At 73.0% G+C, this 19,640-nt stretch carries 6 protein-coding genes and 1 pseudogene; 2 read left to right on the plus strand and 5 right to left on the minus strand.

Annotated features, from left to right (window positions below; all coding sequences use genetic code 11):
* Window positions 1-299: 299 nt before the first annotated feature.
* From OG199_RS44730 to OG199_RS44750, 5 genes and pseudogenes are all read right to left on the minus strand, one after another.
* Window positions 300-767 carry an SsgA family sporulation/cell division regulator gene (locus OG199_RS44730; protein ID WP_331728198.1) on the minus strand — a complete coding sequence of 156 codons (468 nt, stop codon included), beginning with the start codon at window positions 765-767 and terminating at the stop codon, window positions 300-302.
* A 959-nt stretch (window positions 768-1,726) separates the two neighbouring features.
* A pseudogene (locus OG199_RS44735) lies at window positions 1,727-2,010 on the minus strand (transposase); the annotation flags it as partial.
* A gap of 271 nt (window positions 2,011-2,281) precedes the next feature.
* Window positions 2,282-3,118: an alpha/beta hydrolase gene (locus OG199_RS44740; protein ID WP_331728205.1), complete on the minus strand. Its 837-nt coding sequence runs from the start codon at window positions 3,116-3,118 to the stop codon at window positions 2,282-2,284.
* A gap of 462 nt (window positions 3,119-3,580) precedes the next feature.
* Window positions 3,581-4,939: a helix-turn-helix domain-containing protein gene (locus OG199_RS44745; protein WP_331728207.1), complete on the minus strand. Its 1,359-nt coding sequence runs from the start codon at window positions 4,937-4,939 to the stop codon at window positions 3,581-3,583.
* Window positions 4,940-5,095: 156 nt separating this feature from the next.
* Window positions 5,096-5,347: a Smr/MutS family protein gene (locus OG199_RS44750; protein WP_331728210.1), complete on the minus strand. Its 252-nt coding sequence runs from the start codon at window positions 5,345-5,347 to the stop codon at window positions 5,096-5,098.
* A 611-nt stretch (window positions 5,348-5,958) separates the two neighbouring features.
* Between OG199_RS44750 and OG199_RS44755 the strand changes: the two genes are divergently transcribed.
* Together OG199_RS44755 and OG199_RS44760 are read left to right on the plus strand one after the other, a co-directional pair.
* The gene (locus OG199_RS44755) at window positions 5,959-10,071 is read left to right on the plus strand and encodes an amino acid adenylation domain-containing protein (RefSeq protein WP_331728213.1); all 4,113 of its coding nucleotides are present in this window, start codon (window positions 5,959-5,961) and stop codon (window positions 10,069-10,071) included.
* Window positions 10,071-19,634, plus strand: a complete 9,564-nt coding sequence (locus tag OG199_RS44760; RefSeq protein ID WP_331728216.1) for an amino acid adenylation domain-containing protein — start codon at window positions 10,071-10,073, stop codon at window positions 19,632-19,634. The genes OG199_RS44755 and OG199_RS44760 overlap by 1 nt, the downstream gene beginning before the upstream one ends.
* Window positions 19,635-19,640: the final 6 nt, after the last annotated feature.

The raw sequence follows: 19,640 nt of genomic DNA on the forward strand, positions 1-19,640 counted from the left end.
CCTCGGCTGGCCGGACCGGGCGGTCCCCACCGCGTCCGTGGCGCGGGCGGTCCCGGGCTGGAGCAGGCCGAGGTCGGTCCACGCCGCATAAGTCATTCGACCTGAATGAGTCTTGCATCCGGCTGACGCTTGTTTTGCGACAGAGGCCTCTAGGGCGGCCCGAACCCGCGAGTCGTCCGGGCCCCCGTTCATCGCAGGCCGGCTTGCACCGGCATGCCTACGCGGCCATACCGGCGTGAGCGTGCAGGCCGGTGGAGTCCGCGGAGAAGGAGTGGGCAGCGCCGCACGGTTTCAGGAGGTCACGTCCGGTCGAACCAGTGTGCGGTCAGGGTGTCCCAATCGATCATCCGGTGCTCGGTGCCCGAGGGGATCAGCGCGTACGTGGCGTCGAGCCAGTGTCGGATGTCGGCCAGGTCCGCCTCGAAGGTGACCTGCCCATGGGGCCTGATGAGGCTGAAGCAGAGGCGGGCGGGCTCGCCGGGGCGCCGGTAGGAGGGCCAGACGCGGAAGTCGCCCTCGCCGCTTGGCCGCCGCGTTCCTTGGGCCAGCAGGTCCCGCGCCACCACCCAGGTGACACACAGGTCGATGTCCGGATCTCCGAATAGATCCACCGCCACCGCGTACGGGTCGTCCACGGCGTAACGCATCCGGCACAGCAGGTGGTGGGGACTGTTGGGGTGGAACAGCCGCCGCAGCGTGGTGAGGAGCACGGGCGGGCCGCACTGTGCCGACGCCTCGTGGCCCGTGTGCGGTCTGTCGGTGTTCATGTGGTGGACTCCCTTTTGCGGTCGTTGTTCGGTCTGCTGTTTCCTGCCGGTCTATGTCATGTTCGGCGTGGCAACCCGGTCACGCATCGGTAGAACGACTGTCTATGGTGCCCGTGAGGTGCTCCGCCGGATCTGGGCGTAAAGGCCGCTGATAGCGTGATCAAGCCTTGGGGAAGGCGGCCACCGCCGAGCCCCTCACGAGCCCCTCTGTGCCTCTGCGGCGGTGGGACGGCGGCCTCCAGCCTTTCCGCCCATTCCCCTGGCGTGGTCGGTGCGCGGCCCTCGCCGGGACGCCAAGGCCGACGCCCGCGGGCCCGATCCGTACCCGATGTGGTCCGCTGCTACGGCCGGGACCTTGAATCTCCGGTCCCGCGTTCCGCTGAGGTGCAGGTGGGCCACGTCCGCAGCACAGTCGTTGGCCCGGACGGCCCGGACGGCCCGGACGGCCCGGACGGCCCGGACGGCCCGGACGGCGCCGAGGCCTTGGCTTGGCGAGGTGTCGATCTCCTCGCGCGGGCCGCGCCGACCTCGCCGCGTGGCCTGCGCGGAGCGGAACGCCCGCGGCTGCTCCGCGAGGGCATGGCGCGAGCGGGGTCGCGGAGAAAACCGCAGGTGCCGACGGCGACGAGGCCATCGGCACGGACAGGGGTACCGGACGCGTGAGCAGTATCGGAAGCGCCGCAACATCAGGGCATGGGTCCGCCGCCTTCCGCAGGCGTCACCATGCCGCTGGAACTTGCCGTCGCTCCGGTGTCCACCGTCGAGCAAGCGAAGGGCGTCGTCGGTCCGGTCGACGGCTTCCGCCCACGTCAGCGCCCGATGACGCACCCGTCATCGCCATCGGTACAGAAGCCGCGGGTCCGCTCGGACACCAAAGGGGCGACACAGGACCCGCTGCTCATCCACCGGAGAGTTCTGCGAAAGGAAGCCCTTTTGCAGTACGTGCTTGAGAGGTCATCTCAATCGGTGAGTCTGCGGTAGCAGATGAGAGTGCGAGCGATGCTCGTGAACGCGAGAAAGTGTTCGGCTTTGCCCTCGTAGCGGCGGTGGAGGCGGCGGCAGGCGGCGAGCCAGGCCATCCTGCGTTCAATGGTCCAGCGGTGGCGTCGCTGCGAGGTCTCGATGCCCTGCGGGCGATGCGGTGCCGGATGCCCCGATTGGTTAACCATCGGTATATGCAGTCGTAGCCCTTGTCGGCGCGGAGTTGGCCGGGCTTGCGCCGACGGGGACCTCGGCGCTCGCGGTCGTGGAGTCCACGGACCTGAGCTGCGTGCCCGGCACTCCGTCCTCTTCGGCGGCGGGCCCTGGCACCAGGGTCCCTGCGACATCGCCGGCCTGTCCGTCACCGTGCGCGCGACGAGACAGCGGGCCGCCCTGGCCACGGCCAGGGCGGCCTTGCGAGGCTGGGCCCGAGTGCTCGTCCGGGGTGCCGGCCGACCCTCGAACACCGCCACTCCCCCCGGCCCTTTCGATGGGCGCCCAGTCCCGGCCCGCTGGAGTGGAGCCGGGGGGGATTACTTGGCGAGGAAGGTGAGGAGCGCCTCGTTGACCTCATCGGCGTGGGTCCACAGCAGGCCGTGGGGGGCGCCCTCGATCTCGACGTAGTCCGCGTGGGGGACGGCCTTGTGGAAGGGGCGGGCGGTGGATTCGATGGGCAGGATGTTGTCGGCGGTGCCGTGGAGGATCAGGGTGGGCACGTCGATCTTGGGAAGGTCCTCGCGGAAGTCGGTGAACCAGGTCAGGGGTGCGGCGGAGGCGGCGTAGGAGCCGCCGGAGGCCGCGACGGCCCAGCTGTTGCGGACGGCTTCCTCGCTGATGCGGGTGCCGAGGTTGTCCTCGAGGTTGTAGAAGTCCTTGTAGAAGTCGGTGTAGTAGGCGTACCGGTCCGCCTTGACGGTGTCGGCGATGCCCTGGAAGAACTCGATGGGGGCGGCGCCGAGGGGGTTGTCGTCAGTCTTGAGGAGGAAGGGCTCCAGGGAGGCGAGGAAGGCGGCCTTGGCGACGCGAGCGGAGCCGTAGGTGCCGAGATAGCGCCCCACTTCCCCGGTGCCCATGGAGAATCCGACGAGGGTGACGCCGTGGAGGTCGAGGGTCTCCAGCACGGTGTTGAGGTCGGCGGTGAAAGTGTCGTAGTCGTAGCCGCTGGTGGGTTGGCTGGACTGGCCGAACCCACGGCGGTCGTAGGTGATGACGCGGTAGCCGGCGTCGAGGAGCGCCGCAGTCTGCCTCTCCCAGGAGTGTCCGTCGAGGGGGAAGCCGTGGATGAGGACGACCGGGCGGCCGGTGCCGTGGTCCTCGTAGTACAGCTCGATGTCGGTGCTGTTCTCCTGGCCGACGGTGATGAACGGCATGGTGTTCCCTTTCAGAGAGGCAGTGTCCTCGGACGGGGGCGACGATAGGACGCGGTCCCCCGCCAGGGGCAGTCGGCGCGTTCGCGCCGTGCCGAGTGACACCACCTTCACCCCGAGACGACGGCCCGGGGATCCGTCTAACGACTTACGCGGCCGGAAACACGTGACTCATTCGCTGCCTGCCGGTGTCCCGTGCGGCCCGGTAGACGAGCGAACCAGCTGGCGGCGTACCGTGCAGGAGAACCCACACAGTCCTGCCCTGCTCGGACGACGGGAGTCCGCTCGGGCGCCGCGTCGGCGGTGCTGCTACGGCACCGGCGCCGTGCAGGCTCGCGGGTGGAAGCGCTGGGGCTGCCGACTTACGCGGCCGCGGCACTGCCGGGCCAAAGTGCCGGAGACGCATGCCGAGGGTGGGCGAATGTTCCGCCACGAGCCCCATGGAGCTTCAGCCGGCTCGGGTGCCTACCGTTGCGTCGGAGGCACTGCCTGGGTCTGGCTCATGTCATGGTGCGGGGTGGAGATCAGGGTGCTGGGGTGCCCCATGCGACGCATGCCCTGGCGGTAGGCCCACACGGCGCGTTCGCTCTCGCCGCTCTTCTCCAGGATCTCGGCCAGTTCGGACCAGGCGAAGGCCGCCTGGCGTCCGGCTTCCGAGGCTTCGAGGAGCAGGGCGGCCCGCTCGTACGCGGCCTGTACCGCCTCGTGGTCGTCGCGCAGCAAATGCGCGGCGGCCAGCACGAGTTGCACGCGCGCGCTGTCGAGCCGGTGCTCGGGGCCCAGCAGGTCCAGGGCGCGCTGGGCGTGTTCGATGGCGCTCTTCGGCTGACCGAGCATCACGTCGGCCCGGGCCATGGCCGTCTCGACGTAGGCGACGTCGATGCTGCTTCCCAGGGAACGCTGGGTGGCGGCGTTCTGTTCGAGGGGGACCATGGCGGCTTCGGGGTTGGCGTCCTCGGACTGCGGCAGCACGGTGGCGTGCGCGTTTCGGACCCGCGCCAGCGCACGCTCGTCGTCCCCCTCCGCGTAGATGGCGACCGCCTTCCTGATGAGCGTCAGGGCCTCGCTCGACCGGCCCTGACGGTGGAGGACCACGCTGGCGTTCCAGTAGGCGCCGCCCAGCGCCCTGCGGTCGGTGAGGATCTCCGCGTGGCTTATGGCCTGGGAGGCGAGGAAACCGGCGCGGTGCAGGTCGCCGCGCTCGCAGTAGACGCCGATCAACGTGGCCAGCAGTTCGAGGTACTCGACGGTGGGAGGCAGCTCACCGGCCTGCGCCAGCATGTCCTCGGCGACCTCTACGGCTCGGGACAGGTTGCCGAGTACGCGGTAGCAGCGGCACAGGGACATGACCACGTTCAGCTGGTCCAGCGCTCGTCCCTGCGTAGCGCACTGCCGGCTGAGCGAGTCGAAGCGTGTCGCGGCCTCTTCGAGTTCGCCCTTGTGTTCCAGGCACTGTGCGATGCCGAGGTCCACGGTGAACAGGAGATCCCTGTGTTCGGGAGCCGACAACTCGGCGCGCAGGTCGGTGAACCTGTCGAGCGCCGTGTCCGCGTCGCCGTTGCGTAGGGCGAGTTGCGCGTAGCGCACTTCGACCTCCAGGCGGACGACGTCGGGCTTGGCGAGCGGTCCGGACAGATAGGCGACGTCGCATCCCAGCCGTTCGGCGAGCTGCGCCATGACCTCCTCGGAGGGAACGCGTTTCCCGGCTTCGAGGAGTGAGACATAGCTGGGAGACAGATTGGGCTGGGCCAAAGCCTCCTGCGAGAGTCCGGCCGCCCTACGGAGGCGGCGAATCCGTGAACCGAAAGGCTCGTTCTCCGTCACTGTGACTCCTCACTTGACACGCTCCGCGCCCGTTCTTGACTGCTCTGTCGATTTCTGGTGGTCGTTCGAGCCGGGAGTGGGTGTGAGCGTGGCGGGTGGGCACACGTGCCTGGGTGTCCTGCAAGAGTGGGGCGCGGCGCGGCCCGGCTCACGAGGTCAGCGCCGGGCGAAGTGCACCAGCACTCTTCCGGGGTTGCCGCTGCTGACCTCTACCCGGTCGTACAGCCGCCTGATGTGTTTCTGGGCCAGGAACGCCAGGACGCGCTCCCTCAGTTGGCCGGTTCCCTTGCCGGCAATGACCTCGGCGACCGGTTCACCCGACTGCTGCGCCTTGAAGATGAACTGACGCAGGGCGAGTTCGATGTCCCGGTTGTTCCGGAAGATGGGATGCAGGTCCAAGCTGAGCATGGTGAGTGGCCGTTCGGTGCGCTGCACGGATAAGGACGGTTGCCTACGGTTCTCTTCGTACCGCAGACGGTTCGCCAGAGCAATGTGCGCGTCGCTTGATCCGAGCATACGTATGCGGTGACATCCGACACATGTGCGTCGGGTCCGTCCGGACCACCCGGCCGGGCGATGCTACCGCGCAGTGGCTCGAGAGGGCGTCACCCGGCCCCCGGCCTGTGCCTGTTCCTGATGGCTTCCGATTACGTACCAGACGACTGTTGACAGCGCCTGACACCCTGTTCGATCATCGCGGATGTCTCGGACCTCCGTGGGTGTGTCCGCGCCCCGGATCCCAGCGGGCAGTGGCGGACCATCGCACCTGCCGACGAGTCGAGGCGGACGCCGGAACGCCGACGCATTCCGCGCACCGCGGAAGCCGCGCTACGGCGCTGTGTCTCCGTCACGCTCACCGCCGAGAGTGCCGAGTCCCGCCCGCCATCTGGCGAGACCCTGCCTCGGTCTCACCGTGCAGTGCGGTCCCGCTTCCACCAAGTCCCTCGTCCATCCAGCAGACGGTCACTCAACGGGAAGGCCAGGTAACGCCGGTGCTCCACGCCGCCCACGCGTCCGCCATGAGCGCACCACCGCCCGCGCCCGGCGGGTACGCACCGGGGGAGCGTCTCCGTCCGGCCTCATTCGGGCAGCAACGCCTTTGGTTCCTGTCCCAGTTGCCCGGCGCGAACGCGGCGTACAACGAGCCCCTGGCCTTCCTGCTCAGCGGTCCACTCGACCCGGCCGTCCTGGGCACATGCCTCGACGCGCTGACCGTGCGGCACGAGACGCTGCGGACCCGGCTGGTCGAGCGGGACGGCCGGGTACTCCAGTGCGTCGATGCACCCGGCGCCGGATTCGCCCTGGCCGTCGACGACCTGACCAGGTGTCCCGACGCCGGCGCGTGCCTGGCGGCGCTGCAGGAGGAGGAGGCGGCCACCGCCTTCGAACTGGCCGCTGGACCGCTCGGGCGCGGTCGGCTGATCACCATGGGACCGGACCGCCACGTCCTGCTGCTGACCTTCCACCACGCGGTCTTCGACGGGCAGTCGATGAACGTCCTGCTGCGCGAACTGGCTCAGCTCTACCGCGAGTCGCTTGCGCCGGGCCGCGACGATCCGCTGCCGCCCCTCACCATCCAGTACGCCGACCTCGCCGACGCCCAGCTGAGGGCCGTCGGTGACGGCGACCTGGCGGACCAGGAGACTTATTGGCGGCACACGCTCGACGGAGTCCCGCCCGTGCTGGATCTCCCGTCGGACCGCCCGAGGCCGCCGGAACAGCGCCACGGCGGCGACCGGGTGGAGTTCGGCGTCGACGCGGCGACGACGAGCGCGTTGCGTACGCTCGCCCGCGGGCACGGGGCGACCCTCTTCGTCGCCGTGCTCACCGGCTGGGCGATCCTGCTCTCCCGGCTGTCGGGACGTACGGACATCGTTGTCGGCACTCCGGTCGCCAACCGGCGTGGCCCCCTGGCCGCCGGGCAGATCGGCTTCCTCGTCAACTCCCTGGCCCTGCGCGTCGACCTTTCCGGATCGCCCACGGGGGCCGAGGCCCTCGCGCGGGTCAGGACCGTCGTTCGCCAGGCGCTCAGCCACCAGGACCTCCCCTTCGAGAAGGTGGTGGAACTGGTCAATCCGCCCAGGAGTGCGGCGCACACCCCCCTGTTCCAGACGATGCTGGCCTGGCAGCCCGACCGGAAGGGCCTCCTCGACCTGCCCGGTGTACGGGCGGAGCCCCTGCCGCTGACGCACGCTCCCGCCCGTTTCGACCTGTCCCTCGTCGCCGTCGAGTCGGGAGACCGGGTCACGGGGCACGTGGACTTCGCCACGTCCCTGTACGACCGGTCCACGGTCGTGCGCTGGAGCGGCCACCTCCAGCACCTGCTGCGCGACCTGGCGCTCCATCCCGACCTGGAGATCACCGCACTGGAGCTGATGAGCGCGGACGAACGCCTGAGTCTGCTCACGGACTGGGACGCGGGCCGGCACGCACAGCCGGACGCCCTGCCCGGTCCGGCGGACCTCCGTGCCGGTGAGGCGGGTGATGCGCGGCCCGGTCCGGCGGTGGACGCCGTCGCAGGCGCGGCGGCGGGCGCCTGCCCGGGTGAGGCCGGGGCGGACGCGCTCCCCACGCCTTCGCCACAGACGTTCCTCGCCGCGAGCGGCCTCGTCGAACTCTTCGAGGCGCAGGTGCGTGCACGATCCCACCAGACGGCGGTCGTCTGCCGGGACGGCACCCTTGACTACGCCACGCTCGACCGCCGGGCCAACCGGCTCGCCCACGCCCTGACCGCCCGGGCCGTGCGTCCGGGTGACGTGGTCGGGCTGCATGTGACCCGTTCGTGTGCCCTGGCCGTCGGAATCCTCGGCATTCTCAAGGCGGGCGCCGCCTACCTGCCCCTCGATCCAGCCCAGCCCCGCGACCGGCTCGCGGACATGGTCGAGGACGCGGCCTGCCCGGTGGTGCTCAGCGACGTGGAGGACGAGCGGCGTCCCGGACCGTGGCTGAGCCTGCCCGTCGTGGAGGCGGAGGGACACACGGACGCGCATCCGCCGCGCGGCGTCGGACACACACCGGACCGGCTGGCCTACGTGATCTTCACCTCGGGGTCCACCGGCCGGCCCAAGGGCGTCGCGGTGGAGCACCGCAGTGTTCTCAACCTCTTCGCCAACTGGCAGGAACGCATGGGTTCCCGCCCCGGTGACGTCGGCTCGGCATGGTCGAGCATCGGTTTCGACGCCTCCGTGCACGAGCTGCTGCTGCCGCTCACCACCGGCGGAGCGCTGCACATCGTTCCCGAGGAGCTGCGGGGCGATCCGCAGGCGCTGATGGGATGGATGCGCGAGCACGCCGTCGTCCAGGCCTTCCTGCCGCCGGCCTACGTCAAGTGGATCGACGAGGACCCCGCCGGCCGACTGAGCGGGCTGTCCCTCAGAACGCTGCTCACCGGAGTGGAATCGCTCACCGAAGCCGCACTGCACCGCCTCACCCGGCACCTGCCCGGCCTCGCCGTCTGCTTCGGCTACGGCCCGACCGAGGCGACGCTCTACAGCACCGCTTACCACAGCCCCCGCCCGCTGGAGCGGCCGTGCCCCATCGGCCGGCCACTGGACGGCACCCGGATGTATCTCCTGGACTCGCGCATGCAACCGGTCCCGCCCGGCGTGGTCGGTGAGGTCTACCTGGGTGGGGCCTGCCTCGCCCGGGGCTACCTCAACCGCCCGGATCTGACCGAGGAGCGTTTCCTGCCCGATCCCTTCCGGCCGGGAGAGCGGATCTACCGCACCGGCGACCTGGCCCGGCGCCTGCCGGACGGCCAGGCGCACTACGCCGGCCGCGCCGACGACCAGGTCAAACTGCGCGGGTTCCGGATAGAGCCGGCGGAGGTGGAAGCCGCGTTGAGCGGGCTGCCCGACGTCCGGGAAGCCGTGGTCGTGGTGGACCGGGACGGGACCGGACAGCCCCGGCTGGTCGCCGGGATAGGGCGGGGCGAGGCGGGGGCGCGTTCCGCCCAGGACTGGCGCGCCGCCCTGGCGCGGCGGCTGCCCGACTACATGATCCCGGCGGTCTTCGTCGATCTGCCCGCCCTCCCCCTCGGCCGCAGCGGCAAGCTCGACCGTCCCGCGCTGCTGGAGATGGCCCGCGCGCAGTCCTCGCACCAGGTCAACACGGCCAGTCCGCGGGACGACGTCGAGCACGTCCTGTACCGGATCTGGCGGCAGATCCTGGTGCACCCCGACATCGGCATCGACGACAACTTCTTCGACGTCGGCGGCACCTCCCTGTCGGCCATCAAGATGGCCCACGCCGTCGGCCGGGCCTTCGGCCGGTCCGTGCCCGTGGCCGAGATCATGCTCAGGCCGACGATCGAGGCCCTCGGCGCGCTGCTGCGTGAGGGTGGTGTGCGCAGCGGCCCGGGCAGCGTCGTGGAGTTCCGTGCCGGGACCGCCGCACGTGTGGTCTGCGTGCACCCGGCCGGAGGCACGGCCTTCTGCTACCTGCCGCTGGCGAAGTACCTGCCCCAAACGGTCGGCCTGTACGGCATCCAGTCCCCCGGCATCAATCCCGGTGAGGAACTGCTGCCCAGCGTCGAGGCGATGGCCCGGACCTATCTGAAGCTCCTCGAACCGCTGGGACCCGGCCCGCTGGTGCTGACCGGCCTGTCCTACGGCGGCCTCGTGGCCCACGAGATGGGCCGGCTGCTCGCCCTCGCGGGCCGCACCGACGTCAGTGTCGTCCTGCTGGACACCCAGGCCACCGACGACCCCGCCGCACGCGCCGCCATCACGGCGGCGGACATGGCGGAGTTCCGTGACAAGCTCGTGAGGTTCAACGGAATGTATCCCGGCATCGAAGACATCCAGGTCGAGCGGTACTTCCGCGTCTACAACCACAACCGCATGACCGCCCGCGACCACGTCCCGGGCCGTTCCCCGGCGCGCCTGGTGCTCGCGCAGGCCGTACCCGACGGTGCCGACACCGCCGAGCACGCGCAGGTCCGCGCCTTCTGGCGGGGGCGCTGCACCGGTGACTTCCGCGTCGAGCCGGTGGAGTGCGACCACTGGGAGATGCTCGAGAGTGCCGAACTTCCCCGGGTCGCCGCGGTGATCGCCGCCGAACTCGCCCACCACGGTGGCCCGGTGGCCGCCGCGGCGGCGCCCGCCGGTGCCCTGCCGTCCGGGAGCGCGTGATGGACGACCGCTTCTCCGCCGGTGAGGCGGCCGACATGGCGGGTCCGGCGCACTCAGCGGCGGGAGACGCGCGCCCCCGGTGCGCCGCTGTCCAGGCCGCGGCCCCCCACGGCCCGACGCCCTCCCTCCTTGCCGACGCGGTACTCGCCCGGGCCCGGCGCTGCCCAGCCGCACCCGCGGTCGTCGACGGCGCCGCCGTGTTCGACTACGCCCGGCTGGACCGGGCCAGCGCGCGGGTCGCCGCTCGGCTGCGCGCGAACGGGGTCGGGGCCGGCCAGTCCGTCGCCGTCTGTCTGCCCCGGTCATGGCGGCTGGTCTGCGTCATGCTCGGCATCCGCCGGGCCGGCGCGACCGTCGTGCCGCTGGACCGCCTGAGCCCGCCGGAGCGCCGGCGCCACATCATCGAGGACTCGGCGGCAGTCGCCGTCGTCCACGACGTTGCTGATTCGCTCGACCTGCCCGGGAACCTCACCGCGCTGGACGCGAGCCTGCTGATCGCCGACGAGGACGGGGCCGGCCCGGAGCCCGGCGGCCCGGAGCCGGCCGACGCGACGGGGGCTGCCGGGGGGACGGCAGCCGATGGGACGCCGGCCGGTCGGACGGCAGACAGGTGGACACCCGGCGCAGACGGGGCCGGGCGGAGCGGGCGCGCCCCCGGGGAGGTGCACGTCCCGCAGGACGCCCCCCGGGCCGGCGCGGCCACCGCCGCGTTCGTCTTCTACACCTCCGGCACCACCGGTCGCCCCAAGGGTGTCGAGGTCACCGACGAGGGCGTGCTCCGGCTGGCCCGGCCCGGCCGGCTGACCCCGCGGCCGGGCGACCGCTACGCCTGCCTGTCCAACCCCGCCTTCGACGCGCTGTCCTTCGAGGTGTGGACACCGCTGCTGACCGGTGGCACGTGCGTGATCCTCGGCGACCGCGAGGTGCAGAGCCCGCACGCACTGGCCACCGCCCTGCGCGACCGTGCCGTCGACACGCTGTTCATCACCGTGTCGCTGTTCAACGCCGTCGTCGACGAGGTGCCCGGCTGCTTCACCGGTGCCCGGCACGTCCTGATCGGCGGAGAGCAGCTGGGCGCTCGGGTCGTACGGCGCTGGTACCAGGCCAACCCCGGCACCGGTACCGTCCTGCACAACGCCTACGGCCCGACCGAGGCCACCACCTTCGCCCTGTCGTACGCCATACCCAGGGACTTCGAGGGCGATGCCGTTCCCCTCGGCGGTCCGCTGCCCGGCACCCGCTGCCTGCTGCGCACCGAGGACGGCGGCGTCGCCGAGCCGGGTGAAGTGGCGGAACTGCTGCTGTCCGGGCCCGCACTCGCCCTCGGCTACCGCAACCTGCCCGCGGAGACGGCCGAGCGCTTCGTCACGCTGCCCGACGACGGCGGCGAGGAGCGCTGGTACCGGACCGGCGACCTGGTCCGCCGGGACGACGACGGCCGCGTGACCTTCGTCGGGCGCGCCGACCGGCAGGTGAAGGTGCGCGGTTTCCGCATCGAGCCGGGCGAGGTGGAGCGGCTGATCCTGACGCACCCCGAGGTGCGCCGGGCCCGCGTGTGCACCCGCCGCGAGGACGCGGACCGCCACGAACTGCTCGCCTTCGTCGTCCTGGGCGGCGGGCTCTCCTTCGAGGAGTACGACCGCCACCTCTCCGCCGTCCTCCCGGCCTACATGCGCCCGCACCACACCCATCTCGTCGACGACATCCCCCGCAACGCCAACGGCAAGGTGGACGACGCCGCCCTGCTGGGCGCCGCCCGCACCCCCTGGCGCGGCGAGCGCCGCACCGGCCTGCCCGTCACCGCCGCCCAGCGGGCCCTGCTCGAGGTGGCGGAGGAGGTGCTGGCGGTCACCGGGCTGCGCCCGGACGACCGGTGGATACCGAGCGGCGGGGACTCGCTCAGGGCCCTGCGCTTCCGCCACGAGGTGCTGCGCCGATTCGGTGCCGACCTGCCGTCCGGCCTGGTGCTGCGAGCCGACTTCGCGCGGCTGGCCGAGGCCGTTCGCGCCGCGGACGCGACCGGTGGTGACCACCCGCCCCTGCCGGCCGCATCAGCGGAGGCGACGGCACCGGCCACCAGTGAGCAGGAGCGGCTGTGGCTGCTGCACGAACGCGAAGTCGAGGACCGTTCCTACGACGTACCGCTCGTGTTCCGGGTGCACGGAACCGTGGACCCGGCCGCGCTGCGCCGAGCGCTGCGCGGGCTGGTGGCACGCCACCCGGCACTGCGCACCCGGCTCATGCCCACGCCCCGTGGCCTGCTGCAGCAGGTGGACGCGCCCTACGACCCGTGGCAGTCGTGCCGGGCCGTCGAGGGCGAGCCCTGGCAAACCACGGCGGATCGTTTCTTCGCGCATCGTTTCCTCCTGCGCGACTCCCGCATGCTGCGGGCCGCATGGGTCCCGTCCCGGGCGGCGGACGCCTGCGGACCCGGCGGCGGACTCCTGCTGCTGCACCTGCACCACGTCGCCGTGGACGGCTGGTCGGTGAACCTCCTCCTGCGCGACCTCACCGACGGCTACGCGGCCGCGCTCGCCGGTGACGCGCCGCCCGGCCCGGCGGACCGGGCCGTCACCCCCCTCGACTTCGCCCGCTGGCAGCGGGAGTGGCGCGCGTCCCCCGCCTACCTCCGACACCGGTCGCGGCTGCGCGACCACTACGAAGCAGGCGGCGAGCTCTCGCCCGCCCTGCCGGCGTCCGAGACACCTGTGCCTCGTAGGGCCGGGCTGCTGCGGACCTCTGTGGACGTGGTCGGACGCGGCGCGCTGGACCGGCTCGCCGCCGAACGGGGGCAGACGCGGTTCCACCTGCTGCTGTCGGCGTTCGCCTGCAGCCTGTACGGCGTCACCGGCCAGACGCGGCCGCTCGTCGCCGCACCCGTGGCGAACCGGCCCCGGCCCGAGTTCGCCGAGACGGTCGGGATGTTCGCCAACACGGTGCTGCTGCCCCTCGGACTGGACCCGGACCAGCCGGTGGGCGAGCACCTGGCACGGCACGCCGCACAGGCCGGCTCCGTACTGGAGGGGCAGGAGATCGCCCTCGCCGACGTCCTGGCCGACCACTCCTTCCGCGCGGCAGGGCCGCTGTTCGACTTCATGTTCGTCCTGGAGAACACCGACTTCTCGGCACTGGGCCTGCCCGGATGCGAGGTGCGTCCGCTCTGGCCGCGTCCGCTCGACGCCAAGTGCGCGCTCACCCTGTCGGTCGTCGAGCACGACGCGGGCTTCGACTGCCTGTGGGAGTACCGGGACGACTTCGGCGCCGACCGGGTGCGGGCCGCGGCCCGCCTCTTCCGCCAGGCCCTCGACCGGCTGTCCGACGGCGCGGACGCCACCTTGCGCGAACTGGTCCTGCCCTACCGCCGCGGCCTGCCAGAGCCGGGGCGGGGGCGGGTGAGCGCACCGGACTTCACCACCGTCGCCGAGGGCTTCGCGCGGCAGGTCCGGCGCACCCCTGCGGCACCGGCGGTGACCGACGGGCGGACCGTGCTGAGCTACGCCCGGCTCGACGCCTGGGCCGAGGCCACCGCGGCGGAGCTGCGCCACCGGGTCCCCGACGACCCGGCGGCCCCGGCGGCCCTCGCCCTGTACCTGGAGCCGTCGGTCGAGCACATCGTGGCCCTGCTGGCCGCAGCCCGCCTCAACCTCACCGTCGTCCCCCTGGACCCGGCCTATCCGCCGGCGCTGCTCGCCCACGTGCTGCGGCAGGCCGACCCCGTGTGTGTGCTGACGACCCCGGAGAGCGCCGAGGCGCTCGACGCCGTCGCACCGCCGGGACTGCCCCGCCACCTGCTGCGCTGTGCCGGCGAGCCGTCGCCGCGGCCGTCGTCCCGGCCCGCCGCACCGCCGCACCGGGCGCTGCGGCCGCTGTACACGCTGTTCACCTCGGGCTCCACCGGTGTCCCCAAGGGGGTGCAGGTACCCGACGAGACCCTGTGCAACCTGCTGACCTGGCAGCGTGCGGAGGGCGGCCTGACCGCTCCCGCCGTCACCCAGCAGTTCTCCATGCTGTCCTTCGACGTCTCCTTCCAGGAGATCTTCGGCACGCTGTGCTCCGGCGGGTTGCTGCGCCTGGTCGACCCCGCCTGGCGCCACGACGTACCCGCGCTGCTGGACGAGCTGGAGAGCGGGCGCGCGGAGCGCCTGTTCCTGCCGTACGTGGCGCTGCAACTGCTCGCCGATCACGGCGTACGCACCGGCCGGTACCCGTCGCGGCTGCGCGAGGTCGTCACCGCGGGCGAGCAACTGGTGTGCACCGACGCCATCCGCCGTTGGTTCGCCCACCTGCCCGGGGCACGTCTGTTCAACCACTACGGCCCCACCGAGACGCATGTCGTCAGCGGCCTGTGCCTGGAGGGGGATCCCGCGGCGTGGCCGCTGCGCCCGGCAATCGGGCGGCCCGTGTCCGGAGCCGTGCTGCGGGTCGTGGACGACGGCGGACTGCCCGTCCCCCCGGGTGCCACCGGGCATCTGCTGATCGGCGGCGTCATGGCCCGGCGCTGTTATCTCGGCGACGCCGCCCTCAACCACTCCCGCTTCACCGACGACCCGGAGGCGGGCACCTTCTACCGCAGCGGAGACCTCGCCCGCTTCGACGAGCAGGGGCTGCTGCACTACGCCGGACGCGAGGACGCCCAGGTCAAGCTGAGCGGACACCGGCTGGAGCTGGGCCAGGTCGAGGCCGCGCTGCTGCAGTACCCCGGTGTCGCCAACGCCGTCGCGGTCGTGGACGACGGCGTGCTGGTGGCCTGCCTGCAGCTGCGCGGCGAGGACCCGGACCCGGCCGAGATCACCCGTCATCTGGGCAGGCTGCTGCCCCGCCATGTGCGGGTGGGCCGGTTCCGCCGCCTCGAGGCGCTGCCCCGCACGCCGAGCGGCAAGCTGGACCGGCAGGCCGCGCTCACCGGCGGGGGCCGCGAGTTGCTCGCCGGTGACGAGCCGGGTCCGGCCCGGTCACCGCTGGAACAGCGACTGACCGACCTCTTCCGGGAGGTGACCGGCACATCCCTCGCCGTTGCCGAGAGGTTCTTCGACGCGGGGGTCACCAGCCTGGACCTGATGCGCTTCCAGCTGCGCTGCTCGGGTCAGGACGGCCTGGCGTTCCGTATGCCGGATCTCTTCGAGCACGTCACGATCCGGGCGCTGGCCGGCTTCCTGGACCGGCGGGCGACTGCCGATGAGACCGACGGCGCGCCCGCCGCGACGGCGCCTGCGCGCCTGTCGTCCGCGCGGGCCGACGCCCCGCGGGCGATCGCCGGCGACCGGACACGGGGGCGTTCACGGTCCGCCGAGGAGCCCGTCGCCGTGGTCGGCATGGCGGTGCGCCTGCCCGGCGCGCGCGACCTCGCGGCCTTCTGGGACCTGGTCGTCTCCGGCCGTCGCGGCATCGAGCACTTCCCGGCGGACGAGGGCCGGGTGGGCGCGCGCAGCCGGCTGGACGGGCCGCTGGCCTTCGACCCGGGGCGCTTCGGCATCAGCACGCAGGACGCCCGTCTGATGGACCCCCAGCAGCGGCACCTGCTCAGCGCCTGCGTCGAGGCGCTCGCCCACGCCGGCTGCGCCGACCCCTCGGCGCGGCGGGTGGGCGTGGTGGCGGCCTGCGGGGAGAACACGTACTTCCAGGCCATGCTCCGCGAGGCGGACCCCGCGGCCCTGCCCGACCCGTTCCGGCTGGCCCTGCACCACGAGAAGGACTTCCTGGCCACCAAGGCCGCCTACCACCTCGGTCTGACCGGCCCGGCGTTCACCGTGCAGTCGGCATGCTCCAGCTCGCTCGTCGGCGTCCACCTGGCCGCCGGACTGCTGCGGCAAGGGGAGGCCGACATGATGCTCGCCGGCGGCGTCCTCGTCGATCCCGGCCTGAGCGACGGATACACCTACCGGCCTCAGCACATCTTCTCCCCGGACGGCCACTGCCGGCCCTTCAGCGCCGACGCCTCCGGCACCGTCGGCGCCAGCGGCGTGGGGGTCGTCGTACTCAAGCCGCTGTCCGCCGCCCGCCGCGACCGCGACACCGTCTACGCCGTCGTCACCGGCTCCGCGCTGAGCAACGACGGCGCGGCCAAACTGAGTTACAGCGCCCCCTCGGTGACCGGACAGCGCGGCGCACTGCGCGCCGCCCTGGACCGCGCCGGCCGGGGCGGCGACGAGGTCGGCTACGTCGAGGCGCACGGCACGGGCACCCGCCTCGGCGACCCGGTCGAGGCGGCCGCGCTGCGCCAGGCCTACGGTCTGGCGGACGACGCGCACCTTGCGCTGTCGTCCGTCAAGAGCCAGCTCGGGCACCTGGGCGCGGCGGCGGGCATCGTCGGCCTGGTCCGGGCGGTGCTCGCCGTGCACCACGGCGTCATCCCGCCCACGGTGGACTTCGACCGGCTCAACCCGGAGATCGACGACGGCCCCTTCCGCGTCCCGACGGCGGCGGAACCCTGGCCCCACGACGTCCCGCGCGTGGCCGCGGTGAGCAGTTTCGGCATCGGCGGCACCAACGCCCACCTGCTGGTCGAGAAGCCGGACGGCCCGCAGGGCGCCGGTGCGCAGCCGGCGCCCGCCACTGGTGCCGGTTCCTGCCTGCCCCTGTCGGCCGCGTCCGAGGCCGCCCTTCGGGCGGACGCCCGACGCATTGCCGACTACCTGAGCGCACACCCGCAGGCCTATCCGCGGGTCCTGCGCCACCTCCAGGCCGGACGTCCCGCGCTCGCCCACCGCGCCGCCGCCCTCTGCCCCGACGCCGGGACGGCCGTCGCCTGGCTGCGCTCGTCCTTCCCGGTCACCGCACCCGGCGACGGGTACCGGACGGCACCGGACGGCACGGCCCCGCCCGGGCCCGTCGAGGCGTGGACGACCGGTGACGCCGCCGTGTGGCCGGACGGTCCCGCGAGCGCTCCCTGGGACTTCCCGCCGCCCGCCCTGGACGAGGCCGACTACGACTTCGAACGCGCGGTACCGGCCGAACCGCCCGCACCGGACGCGCCCGCCGGCCCTCCGCGACGGCTGCCCCCCGGCCAGTGGCTGCACCAGCCGGTGTGGACGCGGTTGCGCCGGGCGCGCACCCAGGCGCCCGCCCGGGGGCGCACCGCCGTGGTCGTCACCGGCGCCGGAACGGACTGGGCCGCCTGGCGGGTGCTGGAGCGGCATTACACCCGGGTGGTATGGGTGAGTGCCGGGGCGGCACTGGTGCGACACCCGGACGGCCACTACGAGGCCGACCCGGCCGACATCGCCCACCTGACCGCCGTACTGGCCGACGTCACGGCCTCCGGGGCCGGCGTCGACTGGCTGCACGCGCTGCCCCTCACCATCGGCGGCGGGATCGGCGAACAGGCACTGGACAGCGCGCGATGGGCCTGCCTGGACACGGTGGCCGCGTTCCTGCAGGCGCTGGCGGACGTGGCGGACGACATCCGGCCGCAGCTGTGGCTGCTGTCCCAGCAGGCCCAGGCGGTCACCGGCGTGATCCGCCGCCCGGAGGCGGCCCTGCTGGCCGCCGCGACCGAGGTGCCCCGCCAGGAGCTCGGTCTGAGCGCGCGGTGGGTCGATCTGCCCGGGACCGACCCGGACGCCTGGGCACCGTTCCTGACCGGGCTCCTGCTCCACGAGACGCCCGCCCCTGCCGTGCTGGCCCTGCGCGAAGGCTTCTGGTGGCACCGCACGGTCCAGCCCGTGCCCGCCCCGGCCGAGCCCCGGGTGACGGGCCGCGGGACCCATCTGATCCTCGGCGGCACCGGAGGCATCGGCCGCACCGTCGCCGCGGCCCTGCTGGGCGACGACCTGGACAGCCGCGTAGTCCTGCTCTCCCGGCAGGCGACGATGCCCGCGTCCCTCGCGCGGTGGGACGACCGTGTCACCCTGGTGCCGGCCGACCTCGCCACGGACGACCTGGACCTGATCGCCGAGCGCCTCGCACCGCACCTGCGGGACCTGACGGGCATCGTCCACGCCGCCGGCGCCGCCGCCGGCGCGCTGCTCGTGCGGCGCGACCCCCGCGCCGCCCGCCGGGCCACGGCGGCGAAACTGCGCGGGGCCCTGCTGACGGAACGCCTGATCGCCACGTACCGCCCCGACCACGTCGTCTACTGCTCGTCGATGGCGGCCCAGTTCGGCGGCATAGGGCAGTTCGACTACGCCGCGGCCAACGGCTGCCTGGACGCCTTCGCCCAGTACGCCCCCGGGGAAGCGGCGGGGGACACCGTGCGCACCGCGGTGGCATGGGACGCCTGGCGCGAGCTCGGCATGGCCCAGGACGCGGCCGTCCAGGACGCCCGCCACCGCGCGCACCTCACCGTCGCCCTCACCCCCGACGAGGGCGCCGCCGTCTTCCGGCAGGCCCTCACCCTGCAACTGCCCCACCTCCTGGTGAACACCACGCCGGTGACCGAGGCGCGCCGCTTCTACGAACCGCTGCCGGGCGATTCGGCCGCGGGACCACGGCGGGCGGGCGGCACGGCTGCGGGGAGCCGTGGGACGTCCGGCGCCGAGGGCCAGGACGGCCCAGCCGGCGCGGTCGGTCGTCGAGCGGGAGGCGGCGACGTCGCGGCCCGGCTGGCCGAGGCCGTGTGCGACCTGCTGGGAGTGGCGCAGGTCGACCCGGCGGCCTCCCTGTACGACCTGGGCGCGGACTCGCTTGCCCTGCTGGAACTCGTCGCCGAGGTGAAACGGCGCTACGGCACCGAGATCGAGCTGTCCCGGCTGAGCCACCGCGTCAGTCTCGACGAGATCCTCGGCCACCTGGTCACCGCCGGGGGAGCCGGGCACGAGGCGGGTGCGTCCGTAGACGTCGAGGTCTGGCAGCACGGCACAGGCCCGGACGTGCTGTGCCTCGTGCACCCCGTCGGCGGTGACATCCGGGCCTACCGCCCGCTGGTGTCGGCACTCGACGACCGGCTGACGGTCTGTCTCGTGGCCGACCCCGCCCTGCGCGACGCACGCACACCCACCTGGTCCATCGCCGAGCGCGCCGAGCACTACCTGGCGGCGGTCCGGGCCGCGTTCCCCCGTGCCGGCCGGCGACTGAACCTGGCAGGGTGGTCCTTCGGCGCGTGGACGGCCCTGTCGATGGCGGCCGCGGCGGAGGAGTCCGGCCCGCCCGTACACCGTCTGTACCTGCTCGATCCGCCGCCGCCTGGAGCCGGCCCTCTCGCCGCCGCCTACGACGACCGGCAGGTGGACGCCGTCTTCGCGCGCGAACTGGGCGGGAACCGGGCCGGTGACCTCGGCGAGCGGGGACGGGACTACGCCGCCCGGCTGGCCCGCTGCTGCCGGGCCAACCTCGCGGCTATGGCGGTGCACCAGCTGCCCCGGCTGGCCCGTACCCCCGCCACCGTGTGGCTGGCCGAGCGTCCCGTCGCGGATGTAACCGCCCTGGCCCCGCAGCCCAGCCCGGCGGGGGAGTGGACCTCCCACCTGCCCGCCCCGCTCCGGATCCACCGCGTCGACGCGGACCACTACGGGCTCGTTGCCCCACCGCACACAGCGGCGATCGCGGCCGTCGTCGCGGCGGACCTCGCCGGGTCGGCCGCCGACAGACCGCCGGTCCCCGTGTCCGTCCTGTCCGACCACCACTGAGAGAGG

Source organism: Streptomyces sp. NBC_01176 (assembly GCF_045039825.1).
Taxonomy (GTDB): domain Bacteria; phylum Actinomycetota; class Actinomycetes; order Streptomycetales; family Streptomycetaceae; genus Streptomyces.